This window comes from Aquabacterium sp. T101 (assembly GCF_057219775.1).
In genome coordinates, this window is sequence record NZ_JBXVVZ010000009.1 from 124,532 (window position 1) to 142,567 (window position 18,036).

Consider the following 18,036-nt stretch of genomic DNA (forward strand, 5'->3'; position numbering starts at 1 on the left):
CAAGGAGTTCCTGATGTCCCTCAAGCACACCCTGATCGTCGCCGCCCTGGGCGCCGCGATCGCTTCCCCCGCCTTCGCCACCGGCCAGTGCCCGATCCGCGATGCCGGTCCCAAGGCCGACTGGCAGACCAAGGAGGCGCTGGAGAAGAAGCTGGTCGGCGCCGGCTGGAAGGTGCGCCGCATCAAGGTCGACGAGCAGTGCTACGAGGTCTACGGCACCGACGCCGACGGCCGCAAGGCCGAGTCGTACTTCCACCCGAAGACCCTCGAACCGGCGAAGGCGTCCTGAGCATGGCCGCGCACGACGAAGCCGCCACCGTGCGCGTGTGGGACCCGCTGGTGCGGGTCCTGCACTGGTCGCTCGTGGCCTCGGTGGCCGCGGCCTGGGTCACGTCCGAGGTCGGCCGCCGCTGGCACGAGCCGATCGGCTGGTTCGTGCTCGGCGTGGTCGGGCTGCGCCTGCTGTGGGGCCTGGTCGGGCCGCGCACGGCGCGCTTCGCGGGCTTCCTGCACGGGCCGCGCGCCGTGATCGGCTATGCGCAGGCCGTGCTGCGCGGCCGCGCGCCGCGCTACATCGGCCACAACCCGCTGGGCGGCTGGATGATCGTGGCGCTGCTGCTGGCCCTGCTGGCGGTGGGCACGACCGGCTGGCTGATGACCACCGACGCCTTCTTCGGCAGCGAGTCGGTCGAGGAGGTGCACGAGGTGCTGGCCTCGGGCCTGCTGGGCCTGGTGGCGCTGCACGTGGCCGGCGTGGTGCTGACCAGCTGGCACCAGGCCGAGAACCTCGCCCGCGCGATGTGGACCGGGCGCAAGCGCGGCCCCGCACCGGGCGACGTGGCCTGAGCCGCGCGGCGGGGGGCCACAATGCGTGCATGAAGGTCAGCGCCTACCTCAAGCTGTCGATCGCCGCGGCGCTGGTCACCATCGGGCTGAAGACCGGCGCGTGGTGGCTCACCGGCTCGGTGGGCCTGCTGTCCGACGCGATGGAGTCCCTGGTCAACCTGGCCGGCGCGATGTTCGCGCTGGCCATGGTGACCATCGCCGCGCGCCCGCCCGACGACGACCACCCCTTCGGCCATCACAAGGCCGAGTACTTCTCGAGCGGCTTCGAAGGCGCGCTGATCTTCGCCGCCGCGCTGGCGATCATGTGGGCCGCGGTCAGCCGGCTGCTGGAGCCGCAGCCGCTGGAGCAGATCGGCCTGGGCCTGGCGCTGTCGGTCCTCAGCTCGGTGATCAACGGCGTGCTGGCCTGGGGCATGTTGCGCACCGCCCGCGAGCACCGCTCGATGGCGCTCGAGGCCGACGCGCGCCATCTGTTCACCGACGTCTGGACCTCGGCCGGCGTGGTGGTCGGCCTGATCGGCGTGGCGCTGACCGGCTGGCTCTGGCTCGACCCGGTGATCGCGATCGCCGTGGCCGGCAATGTCGCGCGCGAGGGCTTCTCGCTGGTCCGGCGCTCGGCCGACGGCCTGATGGACCGCGCGGTCGAGCCCGAGGTGCAGCGCCAGATCGACGAGGTGCTGGAAGGCTTCGCGCACCCGAACACGCTGCGCTTCGACCATGTGGTGACGCGCCGCGCCGGCAAGCGCCTGTTCGTCGACGTGCACATGCACATGCCGCCGGGCTGGACCCTGCGCCGGGCCGCGGCCCTGCGCACGTCGGTCGAGCAGGCGCTGATGGCCGCGGTGCCCGGCCTGCGCGCCACGATCCAGCTGCTGCCGATGAACGTCGAGGCGCACTTCGACGACCCGTCGGACACCGTGCTGTGATCGCGCTGGTGCAGCGCGTGCGCGAAGCGCGCGTCGAGGTGGCGGGCCGGGTCACCGGCAGTGTCGGTCCGGGCCTGCTCGTGTTCGTGTGTGCCGAGCCGCAGGACGACGAGGCCGCTGCGGCCCGCCTCGTGGCCAAGCTGCTCAAGCTGCGCATCTTTGCCGACGAGGCCGGCCGCATGAACCGCAGCGTGCAGGACATCGGCGGCGGCCTGCTCGTGGTGTCGCAGTTCACGCTGGCCGCCGACACCTCCGGCGGCAACCGGCCCAGCTTCACCGGCGCGGCGCCGGCCGCGCAGGGGCGCGCGCTGTACGAGCAGGTGCTGGCGCTGGCGCGGGCGTCCGGGCTGCCGGTGGGCGCCGGCGAGTTCGGCGCCGACATGCAGGTGCACCTGATCAACGACGGGCCGGTGACGATCCCGCTGCGCGTCTAGCCCGCGCTCGCAAAGGGCATGCAAAAGGCCGCCCGAGGGCGGCCTTCGCATCGACGGCGCGCAGGCTCAGTCGGCGTACTGGCCGGCGGCCTTGATCGCCGGGCCCCACTTGTTGATCTCGGCCTCGACGAACTTCTTGTGCTCGGCCGGGGCGAGGCGGGCGTCGGTCACCACCACGGCGCCGAGCGCTTCCTGGCGCTTGATGAACTCGGGGTCCTTCAGCGCGTTGCGCAGGGCGGCGTTGAGCTTGTCGGTGACGGCCTTGGGCGTGCCCTTGGGCGCGTACATGCCGTGCCAGATGCTGACGTTGAAGCCCTTCAGGCCGGCCGAGTCCAGCGTCGGCAGCTTGGACAGCGCCGGCGTGGTCAGCGGCTTGAGCGTCGTCACGGCGTAGGCCTTGACCTTGCCGCCCTCGATCTGCTGCGTGGTGTTGGTGGTCTGGTCGCACATGATGTCGACCTGGCCGCCGAGCAGGTCGGTCATCGCCGGGGCGGTGCCCTTGTACGGCACGGTGGTCATGTCGATCTTGAGGCTCTGCTGGAACAGCAGGCCGCACAGGTGCGACGCCGCGCCCAGGCCGGCATTGGCGAGGTTGATCTTGCCCTTGTTGGCCTCGAGCCACTTCACCAGTTCGGCGTAGTTGTTGGCCGGCAGGTTGGGGCGGCCGATCAGCGTCATCGGCACCTCGTTGACCATGCCGAGGTACTCGAAGTCGTCGAGCGTCTTGTAGCTGAGGTTGCGGTAGAGGCCGGGCGACGTGGCCATGCCGATGTGATGCAGCAGCACCGTGTAGCCGTCCGGCGCGGCCTTGGCCACCTTGGCCGCACCCAGCGTGCCGCCGGCGCCGCCGACGTTCTCGATGATCACGGTCTGGTTGTTCAGGCCCTTGCGCAGCACCTCGGCCAGGTCGCGCGCCACCTTGTCGGTGGGGCCGCCGGCCGCGAACGGCACGACGATGGTGACGGGCTTTTCCGGGTACTCGGCCAGGGCGGCGCCCGCGGCGAGTGCGGCGGACAGGGCGATGAGGGTGCGCTTCATGGAGTCTCCTGCTTTGAAGGACGGTTCACGCAGCGCCCACGGCGCGCGGTGCGGGAATGCTAGGGCGGCCGGGGCGGGCGCGTGCGGCGGGAACTACTTAGGCCCCGGCGCGCCCGCGGCTACTTCATGAACCCCGGCAGCCACAGCGCCAGCGGCTGGAACTCCAGCACCACCACCAGCGCCACCACCAGGGCGGCGACGAACAGCCACACGCCGCGGAAGATCTGCACCAGCGGCACCGTGCGCAGCAGCGCGTTGAGCACGAACAGGTTCATGCCCACCGGCGGCGAGATGAGCCCGATCTGCACCACCAGCACGATCAGCACGCCGAACCACACCGGGTCGAAGCCGAGCTGGGTCACGATCGGGAAGAACACCGGGATGGTCAGCAGCACCATCGACAGCTCTTCCATGATGGTGCCCAGCAGCACGTAGATCAGCATCATCGCGCCCACGATGGCCAGCGGCGGGAAGCCCTGGTGCAGCAGCCAGTCCTTCAGGTCGCCCGGCATCGTCGTGAAGTTGACGAAGCTGGAGAACATCATCGCGGCGATCAGGATGGTGAACAGCATCGCCGTCGTGCGGGCGCTTTCCACCAGCACGTCCACCAGCACGCGCCAGGTGAGCGCGCGCCGTGCCAGCGCAAAGAAGAACGCGCCGGACGCGCCGATGCCCGCGCCCTCGGTGGCGGTGAACACCCCGCCGTAGATGCCGCCCAGCACCACCACCACCAGCAGCGCCACGCCCCAGATGTCGCGCACCGCGCGCAGGCGCTCGCGCCACGGCGTGCGCTCGCCGGCCGGCCCGGCCGACGGGTCGCGCCAGGTGATCCAGGCCACCGCGCCCATCATCATGGCCGCGCACAGCAGGCCGGGGATCACGCCGGCCGCGAACAGCTTGCCGATGTTGGTTTCGGTGACGATGCCGTAGATGACCATGATGGTCGACGGCGGGATCATGATGCCCAGCGTGCCGCCGGCGGCGATGACGCCGGTGGACAGGTAGTCGGCATAGCCGAGCTTCTTCATCGACGGGTAGGCCACCTTGCTCATCGTGGCCGCGGTGGCGATCGACGAGCCGCAGATCGCGCCGAAGCCGGCGCAGGCCAGCACCGTGGCGTGGGCCAGCCCGCCGCGCAGGTGGCCGATGAAGGCGTAGGCGGCGCGGAACAGCTCCTGCGCCAGCCCGGCGCGGGCGACGAAGTTGCCCATCAGGATGAACAGCGGCACCACCGACAGCGTGTAGGCGAAGCCGGTCTCGTACACCACCTGGGCCGCGCTGGCGGCGGTGGCGGGCCAGCCGCGCATCAGGCCCAGGCCGACGAAGCCCACCAGCCCCATCGCGAAGGCCAGCGGCATGCGCAGCAGCGCCAGCACGAAGACGGCGCCGAAGCCGAGCAGGGCCTCGATCATGGCGTGCCGGGCTCCTCGTCGACGCCGGGGTGGTGGTGCGACGTGGGCGCGAACGACAGCATCAGGTGCACCACGCCGGTGACGGCGAGCAGCGCGCTCATCAGGTAGACGAAGGGTGCCTGGGGCAGCTTGAGCTGCGAGGTGGTGTCACCGTATTCGGCCATCTGGCCGGCCTTGGTCCACATCAGCCAGGCCATGCCGACCAGCAGCGCCGTCACGGCCAGGTCCACCAGCACGCCCTGCACCCGGCGCAGCAGGCGCGGCAGCAGCGGGTCGAGCGAGTCGAACACCACGTGCTCGCCGCGCAGCGACACCAGCGGCAGCCCGGCGAAGATCACCACCACCATCAGCAGCTCGGTCAGCTCCAGCGAGCCGGTGACCGACGTGTTCAGCAGCTTGCGGCCGGACACGTCCACCAGCGTCAGCAGCATGATGGCGAACAGCGCGGCGGCCGCCAGGCCGCCGCAGAGCACGGCGAGAAGGCGCTTGAGGCCGGCGACCAAGACTTACTTTTCGAGCTTCTTGATCTCGGCGCGGAACTCGGCGAGCACCTTCTTCGCGTCCTTCAGGCCCTTGGCCTCGGCGGCCGCGGCCCAGCGCTCCTCGACCGGGCCGACCTTGTCCTGCACCGCCTTGACGAAGGCCGGGTCGGCCTGCGTGAACTGCACGCCAGCGGCCTGCATGAAGGCGTAGCCGCGACGGTCCACCTTGTCCCAGCCGCGGCCGAACATGCGCGCGGCGTACTCGCCCGACAGCTCGTCGATCGCCTTCTTCACGTCCGGCGGCTGCTTGTCGTAGGTGGCCTGGTTCATCATGAAGACGAACGCGGTGTTGTACAGGCCGCCCGGGAACGTGGTGGCGTGCTTGATCACCTTGTCGATCTTGAACGATTCCACCGACTCGGCCGGGAACAGGGTGCCGTCCATCACGCCGGTGGACAGCAGCTCGTAGCTTTCCGGGGCGGGCTTGAGCGTGACGTTCATGCCGAGCGACTTGGAGATCTCGTTGACCATGCCGCCGCCGACGCGCCACTTCAGGCCGGCCAGGTCGTCGGCCTTGGCGATCGGGCGCTTGGTGTTGAACACGATGCCGGGGCCGTGCGTGAACACCGCCAGCACCTTGACGCCCTGGTGCTCGGCGGCGATGGCCGGGTACTTGTTGTAGGCGCGCTGGAAGGCCACCGACACCGACTCGGACGAGTTGCCGAGGAAGGCCACCTCGGCCATCTGCGTGGTGACGAAGCGGCCCGGGGTGTAGCCCTGCACCGTGAACGACAGGTCGGCCAGGCCGTTGCGCACCGCGTCGAAGGTGCCCGGGGGCGCCGACACCGCGCGCGGCAGGATGTTGCACTTGACCTTGCCGGTGGTCTTCTGCTCGAGCTGGGCGCACCACTCCTTCTGGGTCTCGGACAGCGTGTGCGTGGGGCCGAGCCAGCTCGACGCGGTGAGCACGGTCTGGGCCTGGGTGGCGGCGCCGGACACCAGCAGGGCGGCGGCGGCAACGGCGCGGAGGGCGGGCAGGGTCATGGCGGATCTCCTGGAGAGCGGTTTCGTGTGGGCCCGGCGGGCCGGTCGGCACGATTGTCCGTGGGGGCCGGTGCCGGGCAGGCCGTGGTTTTCCTTGAGCGCGCCAGTGTAGGCGCGGACACAACTGCGGGTCGATCCGTGATGAAGGTCGCACCCGGCACCCCGGTCGGCCCCCCTTGCTCGTGGGGACACCCCGGCCTGCGGGGAAGGCGCCTGCAGCGGGCCTGCCTAGGATGAATCCATCGAACCAAAAGGCCTGCCGACATGACCCATCCGACCCCTGCTGCCGACGACGCCGCCCGCAACGAACTGCGGGCTGCCGTGGCGGCGCTGGACGCCGCCGAGGCCGCCGGCGAGCCGGCGCAACTGAGCCAGGTACTGGCGCAGGTGGCGCGCTGCCACCGCGCCGTGGGGGCGCTGGCCGAGGCCGACTGGTACGCCAAGCGCGGCCTGTCCGTGGCGCGCCACCTCGGCGCCGCCGACGCCAGCGTGGACGCGCTGTGCATGCTGGCCGAACTGGCGCTGGAGCGGTCCGGCCGGCTGGAGCAGCAGGACGAGGCGCGCGGCGCGCACCGCCTGCGCGACACCGCCCGCGACCATGCGTTCGAGGCGGCCCGGCTGGCCCAGCACGCCACCGACCCGCAGTGGGAGATCACCGTGCTGCTGCGCGTGTCGGACCTGTTCGACCGCCTCGGCGACCACGAGGACGCGGTGGCCCTGCAGTGCCGCGCGCTCGGCCTGATCACCGGCGCCGCCTCGCAGCGCTCGGACGTGATGCCCGGCCGGCGCGTCTAGACCCGGGCCAGCACCGGCGCCAGCGCGGCGCCGGTATGGGTGCCCAGCGCCACCACCTGCTCGGGCGTGCCCGCGGCCACCACGCGCCCGCCGGCGCCGCCGCCCTCGGGCCCGAGGTCGATCACCCAGTCCGCTTCGGCCACCACGTCGAGGTCGTGCTCGATCACCACCACGCTGTGGCCGCCGTCGACCAGGCGGTGCAGCACGCGGATCAGCCTTTCCACGTCGGCCATGTGCAGGCCCACCGTGGGCTCGTCCAGCACGTACAGCGTGTGCGGCGGCTTCTGGCCGCGCCGCGTGACGTCGTCGCGCACCTTGCTCAGCTCGGTCACCAGCTTGATGCGCTGCGCCTCGCCGCCGGACAGCGTCGGGCTCGGCTGGCCCAGCGTCAGGTAGCCCAGGCCCACGTCCTGCAGCAGGCGCAGCGGGTGGGCGATGGCCGGCATCGACGCGAAGAACTCCACCGCCTCGTCGACTTCCATGCGCAGCACGTCGCCGATGGAGCGGCCGCGCCAGGTGACGGCCAGCGTCTCGGGGTTGAAGCGCTGGCCGTGGCAGCTCTCGCAGGGCACCTTCACGTCGGGCAGGAAGCTCATCTCGATGGTGCGAACGCCCTGGCCCTCGCAGGCCGGGCAGCGGCCCTCGCCGGTGTTGAAGCTGAAGCGGTTGGGCGCGTAGCCGCGCGCCTTGGCCTCCAGCGTGTCGGCGAACAGGCGCCGGATCGCGTCCCAGAAGCCGATGTAAGTGGCCGGGCACGAGCGCGGCGTCTTGCCGATCGGCGTCTGGTCGACTTCGAGCACGCGGTCCACCGCCTGCCAGCCGTCCACCGCGTCGCAGCCGGTGGGCGCGGCCTTGCCGCGGCTGCCCACCAGCGCGGCCACGCTGGCCAGCAGCACGTCGCGCGCCAGCGTGCTCTTGCCCGAGCCGGACACGCCGGTCACCGCCACCAGGCGCTGCAGCGGCACGTCCACGTCCAGCCGCTGCAGGTTGTGCAGCGCGGCGCCGCGCAGCCGCAGCGCGGCGCTGGCGCCGCCGCGGCGCGGCTGCAGCGGATGCTTCAGCGGCCGCGCCAGGAAGCGGCCGGTCACCGATTCGGCCGTGTCGGCCAGGGCCTGCACGCTGCCCTGCGCCACCACGCGTCCGCCGCGCTTGCCCGCACCCGGGCCGATATCGATCAGGTGGTCGGCACGGCGGATCGTGTCCTCGTCGTGCTCCACCACCACCAGCGTGTTGCCCTTGCTGCCGAGCGTGGCCAGCGCGTCCAGCAGCACGCGGTTGTCGCGCGGATGCAGGCCGATGGTGGGCTCGTCGAGCACGTAGCACACGCCCTGCAGGTTGCTGCCGAGCTGCGCTGCCAGGCGGATGCGCTGCGCCTCGCCGCCCGACAGCGTGGGCGCGGCGCGGTCCAGCGTCAGGTAGCCCAGGCCCACCTGCTCCAGGAACTCGAGCCGGCTCTTCACCTCGGCCACCACGTCGCGCGCGATCTCGGCGTCGCGGCCCGTCATCGACAGGCCCTGCACCCAGCGCCGCGCGTCGGCCACCGACCAGCCGGCCACGGTGCCGATCGGCTCGCCGCCGAAGGTGACACCGCGCGCCACCGCGTTCAGGCGCGCGCCGCCGCATTCGGTGCAGGGCGCGCCGGCCAGGCCCTCGACCTCGGGCTCCTCGCTCGGGAAGCTCTGCTCGCGGCCCTTGGCGTCGTCCTCGCGCACCGAGTCGTCGAAGGCCTTGCGCTGCTCGCGCGTGAGCGCCAGGCCGGTGCCGACGCAGCCCGGGCACCAGCCGTGCTTGCTGTTGTAGGAGAACAGGCGCGGGTCGAGCTCGGGGTAGCTGGTGCCGCAGGTGGGGCAGGCGCGCTTGGTGGAGAACACCTTCAGCGTGCCCAGCGCCGCGGTGGACGCGCCCGCGTCCATCGCGCCGGCCAGGCCGTCCAGCGGCGCGAGCAGGTGCATCACGCCCTTGCCCAGGTCGAGCGCGCGCGTCAGCAGCTCGCGCAGCTCGGCCTCGCGCGCCGGGTCCACCACCAGGTCGCCCACCGGCAGCTCGATGGTGTGTTCCTTGAAGCGGTCGATGCGCGGGAACGGGTCCACGCGCAGGAACTCGCCGTCCACGCGCAGGTGCGAGTGGCCGCGCGCCTTGGCCCACTTCGCCAGGTCGGTGTAGACGCCCTTGCGCGCCACCACCAGCGGCGCCAGCAGGCCCACGTGCTGGCCGCGGTGGTCGCGCAGCAGCTGCGCCGCGATGCTCTCCACGCTCTGCGGCAGCACCGGCGTGCCGTCCTTGGCGCAGTGCTGGATGCCGAGCTTGACCCACAGCAGGCGCAGGAAGTGCCACACCTCGGTCACCGTGGCCACCGTGCTCTTGCGCCCGCCGCGCGACAGGCGCTGCTCGATCGCCACCGTGGGCGGGATGCCGTACACCGCGTCCACCTCGGGCCGGCCGGCCGGCTGCACGATGCTGCGCGCGTAGGCGTTGAGCGATTCGAGATAGCGCCGCTGGCCCTCGTTGAACAGGATGTCGAAGGCCAGCGTGCTCTTGCCCGAGCCCGACACGCCGGTGACCACGCTGAACTTGCCGCGCGGGATGTCGACGTCCATCGACTTCAGGTTGTGCTCGCGCGCGTTGACGATGCGGATCGCCTCGTCGCCGTCGCGCGCCGCGCGCGCGGCGCGCACCACCGCCTGCAGCGGCCGGCCTTCCTCCACCCGGTGCACCGTGCCGACCGCGGTCTCGTACTCGGCCAGCGCGCGGCCGGTGTGCGACGTGGGGTGGGCGCGCAGGTCCTCCGGCGTGCCGGCGAACACCAGCTCGCCGCCGGCGTCGCCGCCCTCGGGGCCGAGGTCCACCACCCAGTCGGCGGCGCGGATCACGTCCAGGTTGTGCTCGATCAGCACCACCGAGTGGCCGGCGTCGAGCAGCTTGCGCAGCGCGCGCATCAGCTTGGCGATGTCGTCGAAGTGCAGCCCGGTGGTCGGCTCGTCGAACAGGTACAGCGTGCCCTTGGCCGCCACGCGCTGCGACGGCCGCGCCGCCGCAGCGGCCTCGGCCAGGAAGCCGGCCAGCTTCAGGCGCTGCGCCTCGCCGCCGGACAGCGTGGGCACCGGCTGGCCCAGGCGCACGTAGTCCAGTCCGACGTCGACGATGGGCTGCAGCTTGGCCAGCACGTCGCGGTCGTCGGCGAACAGGCGCGCCGCCTCGCTCACCGTGAGGTCCAGCGTGTCGGCCACGCTGAGCTGGCGGTCGCCGCGCACGATCTTCACGTCCAGGATCTCGGCGCGGTAGCGGCGCCCGTCGCAGTCCGGGCAGCGCAGGTACACGTCGGACAGGAACTGCATCTCCACATGCTCGAAGCCCGAGCCGCCGCAGGTGGGGCAGCGCCCGTCGCCGGCGTTGAAGCTGAACATGCCGGCGCCGTAGCCGCGCTCGCGCGCCAGCGGCGCGTCGGCGAACAGCACGCGCAGCGCGTCGAACGCGCCGACGTAGCTGGCCGGGTTGCTGCGCGCGGTCTTGCCGATCGGGCTCTGGTCCACGAACATCGCGTCGGCCAGCCAGTCGGTGCCGAGCAGGCGCTCGTGCGCGCCCGGCGTCTCGGTGGCCTTGCCGAAGGCCCGTGCCAGCGCCGGGTACAGCACGTCCTGCATCAGCGTGCTCTTGCCCGAGCCCGACACGCCGGTCACCGCCACCAGGCGCTGCAGCGGCAGCTCCACCGTGATGTGCCTGAGGTTGTGCTCGCTCGCGCCTTCGAGCACCAGGCGCGGCGTGGCGTCGGTGACGAAGCGCTTGATGCCGCCGGACACGTGCTTGCGCGCGCCGAGGTAGGCGCCGGTGAGCGTGTCGGCGCGGCGCGCGCCCTCGGGCGTGCCGTCGTAGACGATGCGGCCGCCGCGCTCGCCGGGGCCGGGCCCCATGTCGATCAGCCGGTCGGCGGCCAGCATCACCGCCGGGTCGTGCTCCACCACCACCAGCGTGTTGCCGGCGTCGCGCAGGCGGTGCATCGCCTCGACGATGCGGTTCATGTCGCGCGGGTGCAGGCCGATCGACGGCTCGTCGAGCACGAACATCGTGTTCACCAGCGACGTGCCCAGCGCCGTGGTGAGGTTGATGCGCTGCACCTCGCCGCCGGACAGCGTGCGGCTCTGCCGGTCCAGCGTGAGATAGCCGATGCCCACGTCGCACAGGTAGCGCAGCCGCGTGCGGATCTCGTCGAGCAGCAGGCGCAGCGCGTCGTCGCCCGCGGGCAGCCGGTCGAAGAAGGTGCGCAGCCGCGAGATCGGCAGCTGCATCAGGTCGTGCAGCGCCAGGCCGGGCAGGGCTTCGAGCTGCTCGCGCGACCAGGCGGTGCCCACCGGCAGGAAGCGGCGCTGCGGCGCCAGCACCGCGTCGGCGTCGGCCCGGCTGCCCAGGCGCCACAGCAGCGCCTCGAGCTTGAGCCGCGCGCCGCCGCAGGCGGTGCAGGGCGTGTAGCTGCGGTACTTGGACAAGAGCACGCGGATGTGCATCTTGTAGGCCTTGCTCTCCAGGTAGCCGAAGAAGCGCCGGATGCCGTACCACTGCTTGTTCCACTGGCCCTTCCACTGCGGCGTGCCCTCGATCACCCATTCGCGCTGGGCCTCGCTGAGCTGGCTCCACGCGGTGTCGCGCGGGATGCCGGCCTCGCCGGCGTACTTCATCAGGTCGTCCTGGCACTCCTTCCAGGCCGGCGTCTGCAGCGGCTTGATCGCGCCCGAGCGCAGGGTCTTGCGGCCGTCGGGCACCACGAGGCCCCAGTCGACGCCGATCACGCGGCCGAAGCCGCGGCAGGTGTCGCAGGCACCGAAGGCGGAATTGAACGAGAACAGCGCCGGCTGCGGGTCGGCGTAGCGCAGGTCGCTTTCCGGGCAGTGCAGGCCGGTGGACCAGCGCCACAGCTGCGCCTCGCCCTCGCCGTCGCCGCTGGCGGCGTGCACGCTGACGCGGCCGCCGCCGCGCTTGAGCGCCAGCTCGATGGCCTCCATCACGCGCACCTTCTCGGTGCTGCCGGCGCGGAACCGGTCCACCACCACGTCGAGCAGCTTGCGGCCGTCCACCACGCGCTCGGCCAGCACGCGCGTGAAGCCGCTGGCGGCCAGCCACTGCTCCACCTCCTCGGGCGTGGTCTGCGCCGGCAGTTCCACCGGCATCGTCACCGTCAGTCGCGGGTCGCCCGCGGCCGCGGCGCGCGCGCACAGGTCGAGGTAGATCGATTCCGGCGTGTCGTGCCGCACCGGCAGCGCGGTCTGGCGGTCGAACAGCTGCGCCGCCCGGGCGTAGAGCAGCTTGAGGTGGTCGTTCAGCTCGGTCATCGTGCCGACCGTGGAGCGCGAGCTGCGCACCGGGTTGGTCTGGTCGATGGCGATGGCCGGCGGCACGCCGTCCACCCGGTCCACGGCTGGGCGGTCCATCCGGTCGAGGAACTGGCGCGCGTAGGCCGAGAAGGTCTCGACGTAGCGCCGCTGCCCCTCGGCATAGAGCGTGTCGAACACCAGGCTGGACTTGCCGGAGCCGCTCGGACCCGTGACCACGGTCATCTCGCCGGTGCGGATGTCCAGGTCCAGGTTCTTCAGGTTGTGCTGACGCGCGCCGCGGATGCGGATCGTGCCGCTCATAGGGGGCTCCAGGGGAAGGGCCGAAGATTCTAGGAGGGCAGTTCCCGATGCGCGGCGCGAGGGGCCATCGCTATATTGGGGGACCCGCGCCCGCCGCATGACCGCCGCCCCGCCCAGCCCACCCTCCGAGGCGCCCGACCCTCGGGACGCGGTCCTGGGCACGGCCGGCGACGACGACCGGCAGCGCGCGCTGCGCGTGCTGCTGGGCACCGGCCAGGCCTACTGGGAGCGCGACCTCGTCACCGGCGAGATGTGGCATTCGCCGGGCTTCCACCGCGTGCTCGGCCTGCCCGACGGCATGGGCCGCGAGCGCGCCAACGAGCGCATCCATCCCGACGACCGGCCCCGCTTCGAGCAGACCTACGCCGACGCGCTGCGCCGCGGCGGGCGCTTCACCTACGACGTGCGCTACCTCGACGTGCACGGGCTCTACCGCTGGGCGCGCGCGGTGGGGTACGTGTGGCTCGACCCGGCCACCGGCCAGGCCCTGCGCCTGGGCGGCGTGCTGGCCGACGTGCACGCCGAGCGCACCGCGCGCGAGGAGGCGGACGAGGCCGTGCAGCGCTTCCAGCGCGCGCTCGACGCGTCGGTGGAGGCGTTTTTCGAGCGCGTGTCGGGCACCGACCAGTTCGTCGTCAGCGACAACCTGCCGCGCCTGCTCGGCTACCCGCCGGGCACCCCGGCGCCGGGCCTCGCCACCTATGCGTCGTGGATGCACCCGGACGACCGCGCGGGGGTGGACGAGCAGGTGGAGCGCGCGATGGCAGCGCCCTGCGCCTGGGAGCGCACCTACCGGCTGCGCCGCGCCGACGGACAGTGGCGCTGGTTCCGGGCCCGCGGGCGCACGGCCCTCGACGCCACCGGCCGCCTGCGCATGACCGGCATGATCGGCGACGTGCACCAGCAGCAGCTCGACCGCGAGGAGCTGACGCAGCACCGCCTGCACCTGCGCCACATGGTCGACGAGCGCACCCGCGAGCTGGACGCCGCGTTGGCCGAAGCGCAACGCCAGCGCGAGCAGGCCGAGCTGGCGAGCCGGGCCAAGTCCGAGTTCCTCGCCCACATGAGCCACGAGCTGCGCACGCCGCTCAACGGGCTGCTCGGCCTGACCGACCTGGCGCTCAAGGTGGCCACCGACCCGGCGCAGCAGCGCTACCTGCAGGTGGCGCAGACCTCGGGCCGGGCGCTGCTGCAGCTGATCAACGAGGTGCTGGACTACTCGCGCATGGAAGCCGGCAGCGTGACGCTGGCCGAGGAGCCGTTCGACGTGGCCGAGACGCTGGCCGAGGTGCTGCGCACCGTGATGCCCGCGGTGCGCGACAAGGGCCTGCTGATGCGCTACGACTGGGACGGCCCGACGGGCTGGGCCATCGGCGACCCGGCGCGCGTGCGCCAGGTGCTGACCAACCTGGTGGCCAACGCCGCCAATTTCACCCAGCGCGGCCATGTCACGGCCAGCGGCGAGCTGCGCCGCGACGCCGGCGGCGGCTCGCGCATCGTCGTCACGGTGGAAGACACCGGCCCCGGCATCGCGCCGGCGCAGCGCGAGCGCGTGTTCGACGCCTTCGTCCAGGGCGACGCCAGCCTGACCCGGGCCCACGGCGGCACCGGCCTGGGCCTGGCCATCGCGCGGCGCCTGGCGCGTGCGATGGGCGGCGACGTGGAGATCGCCCACAGCGGCCCGGAGGGCAGCCGCTTCGTGTTCTGGTGGCCGGCCCGCGACGTGCCCGACCCGCGGCCCGCGGCCGCCGTCCCGCCCGGGCATGCGTGGCTGGTGTACGGCGACGACGGGCAGGTGCACTGGCTGGGCCGGCGCATCGAGCGCCTGGGCTGGTCCTACGACGGCTGCGGCAGCGTGGAGGCACTGCTGCAGCGCGCACGGCAGGCGCCGTCACCGTCGCTGGTGGCGATCTCGGAGCAGGCGCTGTCGCCGCACACCGATCTGGACGCGGTGCGCGCCGCGCTGCCCGCGGCCCGCGTCGTGCTGCTGGTGCGGCCCGACTGGAGCCTGCCTGCGGTGGAGCAGGCCGCGGCCCGCCGGGACATGGCGGTGGCGATGACACCCCTGGCGCCCCATGCGCTGCGCGCCCTGCTGGCCGGCGCTGCAGCGCACCAACCCGTGGCCCAGGCCGCGCCGGCCGCGGCCCCGGCGCGCGTGCTGGTGGTGGAAGACAACGCGGTGAACCTGCTGATCGCGCTGGAGCTCGTGCGCCAGCTCGGCCACGACGCCGAAGGCGCCGCGGACGGCCGCGCCGCCGTGGCGCAGTGCCTGCGGTCGGCGCCCGACCTGGTGCTGATGGACCTGCAGATGCCGGTGATGGACGGCTTCGAGGCCACGCGTCAGCTGCGCGCGCTGCAGGCGCAGGGGCGGCTGCCGGGGTTTCCGATCGTGGCGCTGACCGCCCATGCCGGCGACGAGGACCGGCGCCAGTCGATGGCCGCCGGCATGGACGGCCACCTGTCCAAGCCGATCCTGGCCGACACGCTGCGGCAGGCGCTGGCGCGCTGGCTGCGCGCGCCGCGCGCCGGCCTCACGCGCAGTTGATCGACACCGTCTTGGTGACGAGGTAGGCCTCCAGCGCCTCCGGTCCGCCCTCGGAGCCGTAGCCGGAATCCTTGACGCCGCCGAAGGGCAGCTCGGGCACCGGCAGCGCGGGCTGGTTCACCCACAGCATGCCCACGTCCACCCGCTGAGCCAACTGGTGGATCGTGCGCACCGACTGCGTGTACGCGTAGCCCGACAGGCCATAGGGCAGGCGGTTGGCTTCGGCGATGGCTTCGTCCAGCGTGTCGAAGCCGCGCACCGCGGCCATGGGGCCGAAGGGCTCGTCGTTGAACACCTTGGCGCTGAGCGGCACCTCGGTGAGCACCGTGGGCGCGAAGAAGTTGCCGGCCGCGCCGATGCGCTCGCCACCGGTGACCACGCGCGCGCCCTGCTTCACGGCGTCGTCGGTGAACTGCTGCATCGCGGCCAGGCGGCGCGCGTTGGCCAGCGGGCCCATCGTGGTGCCCTGGGCCAGGCCGTCGCCGACCTTGAGCCCCTGGCTGTGCGCCACCAGCGCCTTGACGAAGTCCTCGCGGATCGAGTTGTGCACCAGGAACCGCGTGGGCGCGATGCACACCTGGCCCGCGTTGCGGAACTTGGCCGCGCCGGCGGCCTTGACCGCCTGCGCGATGTCCGCGTCCTCGGCCACGATGACCGGGGCGTGGCCGCCAAGCTCCATCGTGACGCGCTTCATGTGCTGGCCGGCCATGGCGGCGAGCTGCTTGCCCACCGGCGTGCTGCCGGTGAAGGTGATCTTGCGGATCACCGGGTGCGGGATCAGGTAGCCGGAGATCTCGGCCGGGTTGCCGTACACCAGGCCCAGCACGCCCGCGGGCACGCCCGCGTCGACGAAGGCCTTGATCAGCGCGGCCGGCGAGGCCGGGGTTTCCTCCGGCGCCTTGACGATGATGGAGCAGCCGGTGGACAGCGCGGCGCTGACCTTGCGCACCACCTGGTTGATGGGGAAGTTCCACGGGGTGAACGCGGCCACCGGGCCCACCGGTTCCTTGAGCACCTGCGACTGCACCGCCATGTTGCGCGGCGGCACGATGCGGCCGTAGACGCGGCGGCTTTCCTCGGCGAACCACTCGATGATGTCGGCGGCCGACAGCACCTCGATCTTGGCCTCGCCCACCGGTTTGCCTTGTTCCTGCGTCATCGACGCGGCGATCGCGTCGGCGCGCTCGCGCACCAGCGCGGCGGCGGCGCGCATGAGCTTGCTGCGCTCGATGGCGGGCAGGGCGCGCCACGTGGCAAAGCCCTTTTGCGTGGCGGCCAGGGCGCGGTCCAGGTCGGCGATGCCGGCATGCGCCACGCGGCCGATCTCGGCGCCGGTGGCGGGGTTGATCACGGGCAGCGTGCGGCCGTCGGCGGCGTCGCACCACTGGCCGTCGATCAGGAGCTGGGTGGAGGGGTAGGCGGGAGTGGTCATGGTGGGTCCGGGGGGGCGGGTTCGGGACAGGAAGCCGCCATTGTCCTCCGGCGCGGGCTCAGGTGTGGATTCCGGCGCCGGGCGCGGGCAGGGCGTCCAGCGGCGAGCGCACCGCGCCGCCGCCCAGCTTGAGCACGTGGGTGTAGATCATGGTGGTGGCCACGTCCGCGTGGCCGAGCAGGTCCTGCACGGTGCGGATGTCGTAGCCCGCCTGCAGCAGGTGCGTGGCGAAGCAGTGGCGCAGGGTGTGCGGCGTGACCGGCCGGGTGATGCCTGCGGCTTCCACCGCGCGCTTGAAGGCGCGCTGGAAGGTCTGGTCGTACAGGTGGTGGCGGCGCACCACGCCGCTGCGCGGGCAGGTGGCATGGTGGTCCTGCGGGAACACCCAGAACCAGGCCCAGCCATGGCCCGCGCGGGGGTACTTGCGCTCCAGCGCGTCGGGCAGCGCGACGCCGCTGCGGCCCGAGGCAACATCGCTGTCCCACAGCGCATGGGCCTGGCGGAGCTGGTCTTTCAGGGCCGGCTGCAGCTTGCCGGGCAGCATGACCACGCGGTCCTTGCGGCCCTTGCCCTGCCGGACGATGAGGGCCTGGTGGGCGAAGTCCACGTCCTTGACGCGAAGTTGCAGCGCTTCGGAGATGCGCAACCCCGTGCCGTAGAGCAGGCAGCCCAGCAGGCGATGCTCGCCCTGGAGCCGCTCCAGCACCGAGATGACCTCGGCGGGGGTCAGCACCACCGGCAGATGCCGCGACGCCTTGGGGCGGCCGATCTCGCGCAACCACGGCAGCGACAGGCCAAGCACCTTGGTGTAGAGGAACAGCAGCGCCGACAGCGCCTGGTTGTGCGTGGACGGCGCCACGCTGCGCTGCGTGGCCAGGAAGGTGAGGAACGCCTCCACCTCGGGCGCGCCCAGTTCCGCCGGGTGGCGCAGGCCATGAAAGCGCACGAAGGCGCGCACCCAGTGCACGTAGGCATGCTCGGTGCGCAGGCTGTAGTGCAGGTAGCGGATGCGCTCGCGAACCTGGTCCAGCAGCCGGGTGGCCTTGAGCGGCGGCAGTGCGGACAAGTGCCGCGCCGGCTTGCCCACCGCGCGCAACCCTGGGGCACACTCGGCCTGTCGAACGGGGGAGACCGGCTGCATGACGCCTCCTGGCAGCGGCATCGGCACGCTGCCAGCGCAGTACCTGCGAAGCCGGCCGATTTACGGCGCAGTCTGATACTGGATAAATCCACAGTCAACCGGGAGAAAGTCCTTGGCCCATCAGGTACTTGCGGCACTGGCGGACGGCTGTTTTATGCAGCAGGCTCCGGTTTTATCCAGTCTCCCGAAAACACGTTAGGCCGCACATGGCGACCTGGTCGCAAATCACCATTCAGCCGAGCGGGGCAGCTGTCGACTCGCTGCGCGAACACTGGCGCTGGCAGCTCGGCGAGGACTGGACTCCCCTCATGTTTTCC

The 18,036-nt window shown here is 72.2% G+C and carries 13 protein-coding genes; 6 read left to right on the forward strand and 7 right to left on the reverse strand.

Features of this window, described 5'->3' with window-relative positions:
• The first annotated feature begins 13 nt into the window (after positions 1-13).
• From AC2EAQ_RS17990 to dtd, 4 genes are read left to right on the forward strand one after another with little or no spacing between them, the layout of a single operon-like run.
• Positions 14-289, forward strand: coding sequence for a PepSY domain-containing protein (locus AC2EAQ_RS17990; RefSeq protein ID WP_484645810.1), 276 nt, complete (start codon positions 14-16; stop codon positions 287-289).
• A 2-nt stretch (positions 290-291) separates the two neighbouring features.
• Complete coding sequence (locus tag AC2EAQ_RS17995; RefSeq protein ID WP_484645811.1) at positions 292-846, forward strand: cytochrome b/b6 domain-containing protein; 555 nt, start codon at positions 292-294, stop codon at positions 844-846.
• A 29-nt stretch (positions 847-875) separates the two neighbouring features.
• Positions 876-1,772 (forward strand): cation diffusion facilitator family transporter, encoded by an 897-nt coding sequence (locus AC2EAQ_RS18000; protein WP_484645812.1) that lies wholly within the window; start codon positions 876-878, stop codon positions 1,770-1,772.
• Positions 1,769-2,206: a D-aminoacyl-tRNA deacylase gene (gene dtd / locus AC2EAQ_RS18005; RefSeq protein WP_484645813.1), complete on the forward strand. Its 438-nt coding sequence runs from the start codon at positions 1,769-1,771 to the stop codon at positions 2,204-2,206. Before AC2EAQ_RS18000 ends, dtd begins: the two co-directional genes overlap by 4 nt.
• A 66-nt stretch (positions 2,207-2,272) precedes the next feature.
• Here the strand turns inward: dtd and AC2EAQ_RS18010 are convergent, their stop codons facing one another.
• The 4 genes from AC2EAQ_RS18010 to AC2EAQ_RS18025 all read right to left on the reverse strand — a co-directional run bounded on the left by AC2EAQ_RS18010 (position 2,273) and on the right by AC2EAQ_RS18025 (position 6,182).
• On the reverse strand, positions 2,273-3,244 hold the full coding sequence (locus AC2EAQ_RS18010) for a tripartite tricarboxylate transporter substrate-binding protein (RefSeq protein ID WP_484645814.1): 972 nt from the start codon (positions 3,242-3,244) through the stop codon (positions 2,273-2,275).
• Positions 3,245-3,363: 119 nt separating this feature from the next.
• Positions 3,364-4,656 carry a TRAP transporter large permease gene (locus AC2EAQ_RS18015; RefSeq protein WP_484645815.1) on the reverse strand — a complete coding sequence of 431 codons (1,293 nt, stop codon included), beginning with the start codon at positions 4,654-4,656 and terminating at the stop codon, positions 3,364-3,366.
• Positions 4,653-5,159 carry a TRAP transporter small permease gene (locus AC2EAQ_RS18020; RefSeq protein WP_484645816.1) on the reverse strand — a complete coding sequence of 169 codons (507 nt, stop codon included), beginning with the start codon at positions 5,157-5,159 and terminating at the stop codon, positions 4,653-4,655. The genes AC2EAQ_RS18015 and AC2EAQ_RS18020 overlap by 4 nt, the downstream gene beginning before the upstream one ends.
• 3 nt (positions 5,160-5,162) lie before the next feature.
• Positions 5,163-6,182, reverse strand: coding sequence for a TRAP transporter substrate-binding protein (locus AC2EAQ_RS18025; RefSeq protein ID WP_484645817.1), 1,020 nt, complete (start codon positions 6,180-6,182; stop codon positions 5,163-5,165).
• A gap of 264 nt (positions 6,183-6,446) precedes the next feature.
• On the opposite strand from AC2EAQ_RS18025, the gene AC2EAQ_RS18030 reads away from it, so the two are divergent.
• The gene (locus tag AC2EAQ_RS18030) at positions 6,447-6,977 is read left to right on the forward strand and encodes a hypothetical protein (protein ID WP_484645818.1); all 531 of its coding nucleotides are present in this window, start codon (positions 6,447-6,449) and stop codon (positions 6,975-6,977) included.
• On the opposite strand, the gene uvrA is transcribed toward AC2EAQ_RS18030, so the two are convergent.
• Positions 6,974-12,601, reverse strand: a complete 5,628-nt coding sequence (uvrA, locus tag AC2EAQ_RS18035; RefSeq protein WP_484645819.1) for an excinuclease ABC subunit UvrA — start codon at positions 12,599-12,601, stop codon at positions 6,974-6,976. The genes AC2EAQ_RS18030 and uvrA overlap by 4 nt on opposite strands.
• A 97-nt stretch (positions 12,602-12,698) precedes the next feature.
• Between uvrA and AC2EAQ_RS18040 the strand changes: the two genes are divergently transcribed.
• A complete protein-coding gene (locus AC2EAQ_RS18040; protein WP_484645820.1) occupies positions 12,699-15,146 on the forward strand; it encodes a hybrid sensor histidine kinase/response regulator in 2,448 nt (815 codons plus the stop codon).
• Here AC2EAQ_RS18040 and AC2EAQ_RS18045 read toward each other — a convergent pair.
• Both AC2EAQ_RS18045 and AC2EAQ_RS18050 read right to left on the reverse strand, forming a co-directional pair.
• The gene (locus tag AC2EAQ_RS18045; RefSeq protein ID WP_484645821.1) at positions 15,133-16,578 is read right to left on the reverse strand and encodes an NAD-dependent succinate-semialdehyde dehydrogenase; all 1,446 of its coding nucleotides are present in this window, start codon (positions 16,576-16,578) and stop codon (positions 15,133-15,135) included. The genes AC2EAQ_RS18040 and AC2EAQ_RS18045 overlap by 14 nt on opposite strands.
• A gap of 58 nt (positions 16,579-16,636) precedes the next feature.
• Complete coding sequence (locus tag AC2EAQ_RS18050) at positions 16,637-17,719, reverse strand: integron integrase (protein ID WP_484645822.1); 1,083 nt, start codon at positions 17,717-17,719, stop codon at positions 16,637-16,639.
• Between the last annotated feature and the right edge of the window lie 317 nt (positions 17,720-18,036).

What these genes read in the sequence shown, in the direction of transcription:
- AC2EAQ_RS17990 (WP_484645810.1), top strand. Translation starts at nt 14, where the DNA reads ATGTCCCTCAAGCACACCCTGATCGTCGCCGCCCTGGGCGCCGCGATC.
- AC2EAQ_RS17995 (WP_484645811.1), top strand. Translation starts at nt 292, where the DNA reads ATGGCCGCGCACGACGAAGCCGCCACCGTGCGCGTGTGGGACCCGCTG.
- AC2EAQ_RS18000 (WP_484645812.1), top strand. Translation starts at nt 876, where the DNA reads ATGAAGGTCAGCGCCTACCTCAAGCTGTCGATCGCCGCGGCGCTGGTC.
- AC2EAQ_RS18010 (WP_484645814.1), bottom strand. Translation starts at nt 3,244, where the DNA reads ATGAAGCGCACCCTCATCGCCCTGTCCGCCGCACTCGCCGCGGGCGCC.
- AC2EAQ_RS18015 (WP_484645815.1), bottom strand. Translation starts at nt 4,656, where the DNA reads ATGATCGAGGCCCTGCTCGGCTTCGGCGCCGTCTTCGTGCTGGCGCTG.
- AC2EAQ_RS18025 (WP_484645817.1), bottom strand. Translation starts at nt 6,182, where the DNA reads ATGACCCTGCCCGCCCTCCGCGCCGTTGCCGCCGCCGCCCTGCTGGTG.
- AC2EAQ_RS18030 (WP_484645818.1), top strand. Translation starts at nt 6,447, where the DNA reads ATGACCCATCCGACCCCTGCTGCCGACGACGCCGCCCGCAACGAACTG.
- uvrA (WP_484645819.1), bottom strand. Translation starts at nt 12,601, where the DNA reads ATGAGCGGCACGATCCGCATCCGCGGCGCGCGTCAGCACAACCTGAAG.
- AC2EAQ_RS18040 (WP_484645820.1), top strand. Translation starts at nt 12,699, where the DNA reads ATGACCGCCGCCCCGCCCAGCCCACCCTCCGAGGCGCCCGACCCTCGG.
- AC2EAQ_RS18045 (WP_484645821.1), bottom strand. Translation starts at nt 16,578, where the DNA reads ATGACCACTCCCGCCTACCCCTCCACCCAGCTCCTGATCGACGGCCAG.
- AC2EAQ_RS18050 (WP_484645822.1), bottom strand. Translation starts at nt 17,719, where the DNA reads ATGCAGCCGGTCTCCCCCGTTCGACAGGCCGAGTGTGCCCCAGGGTTG.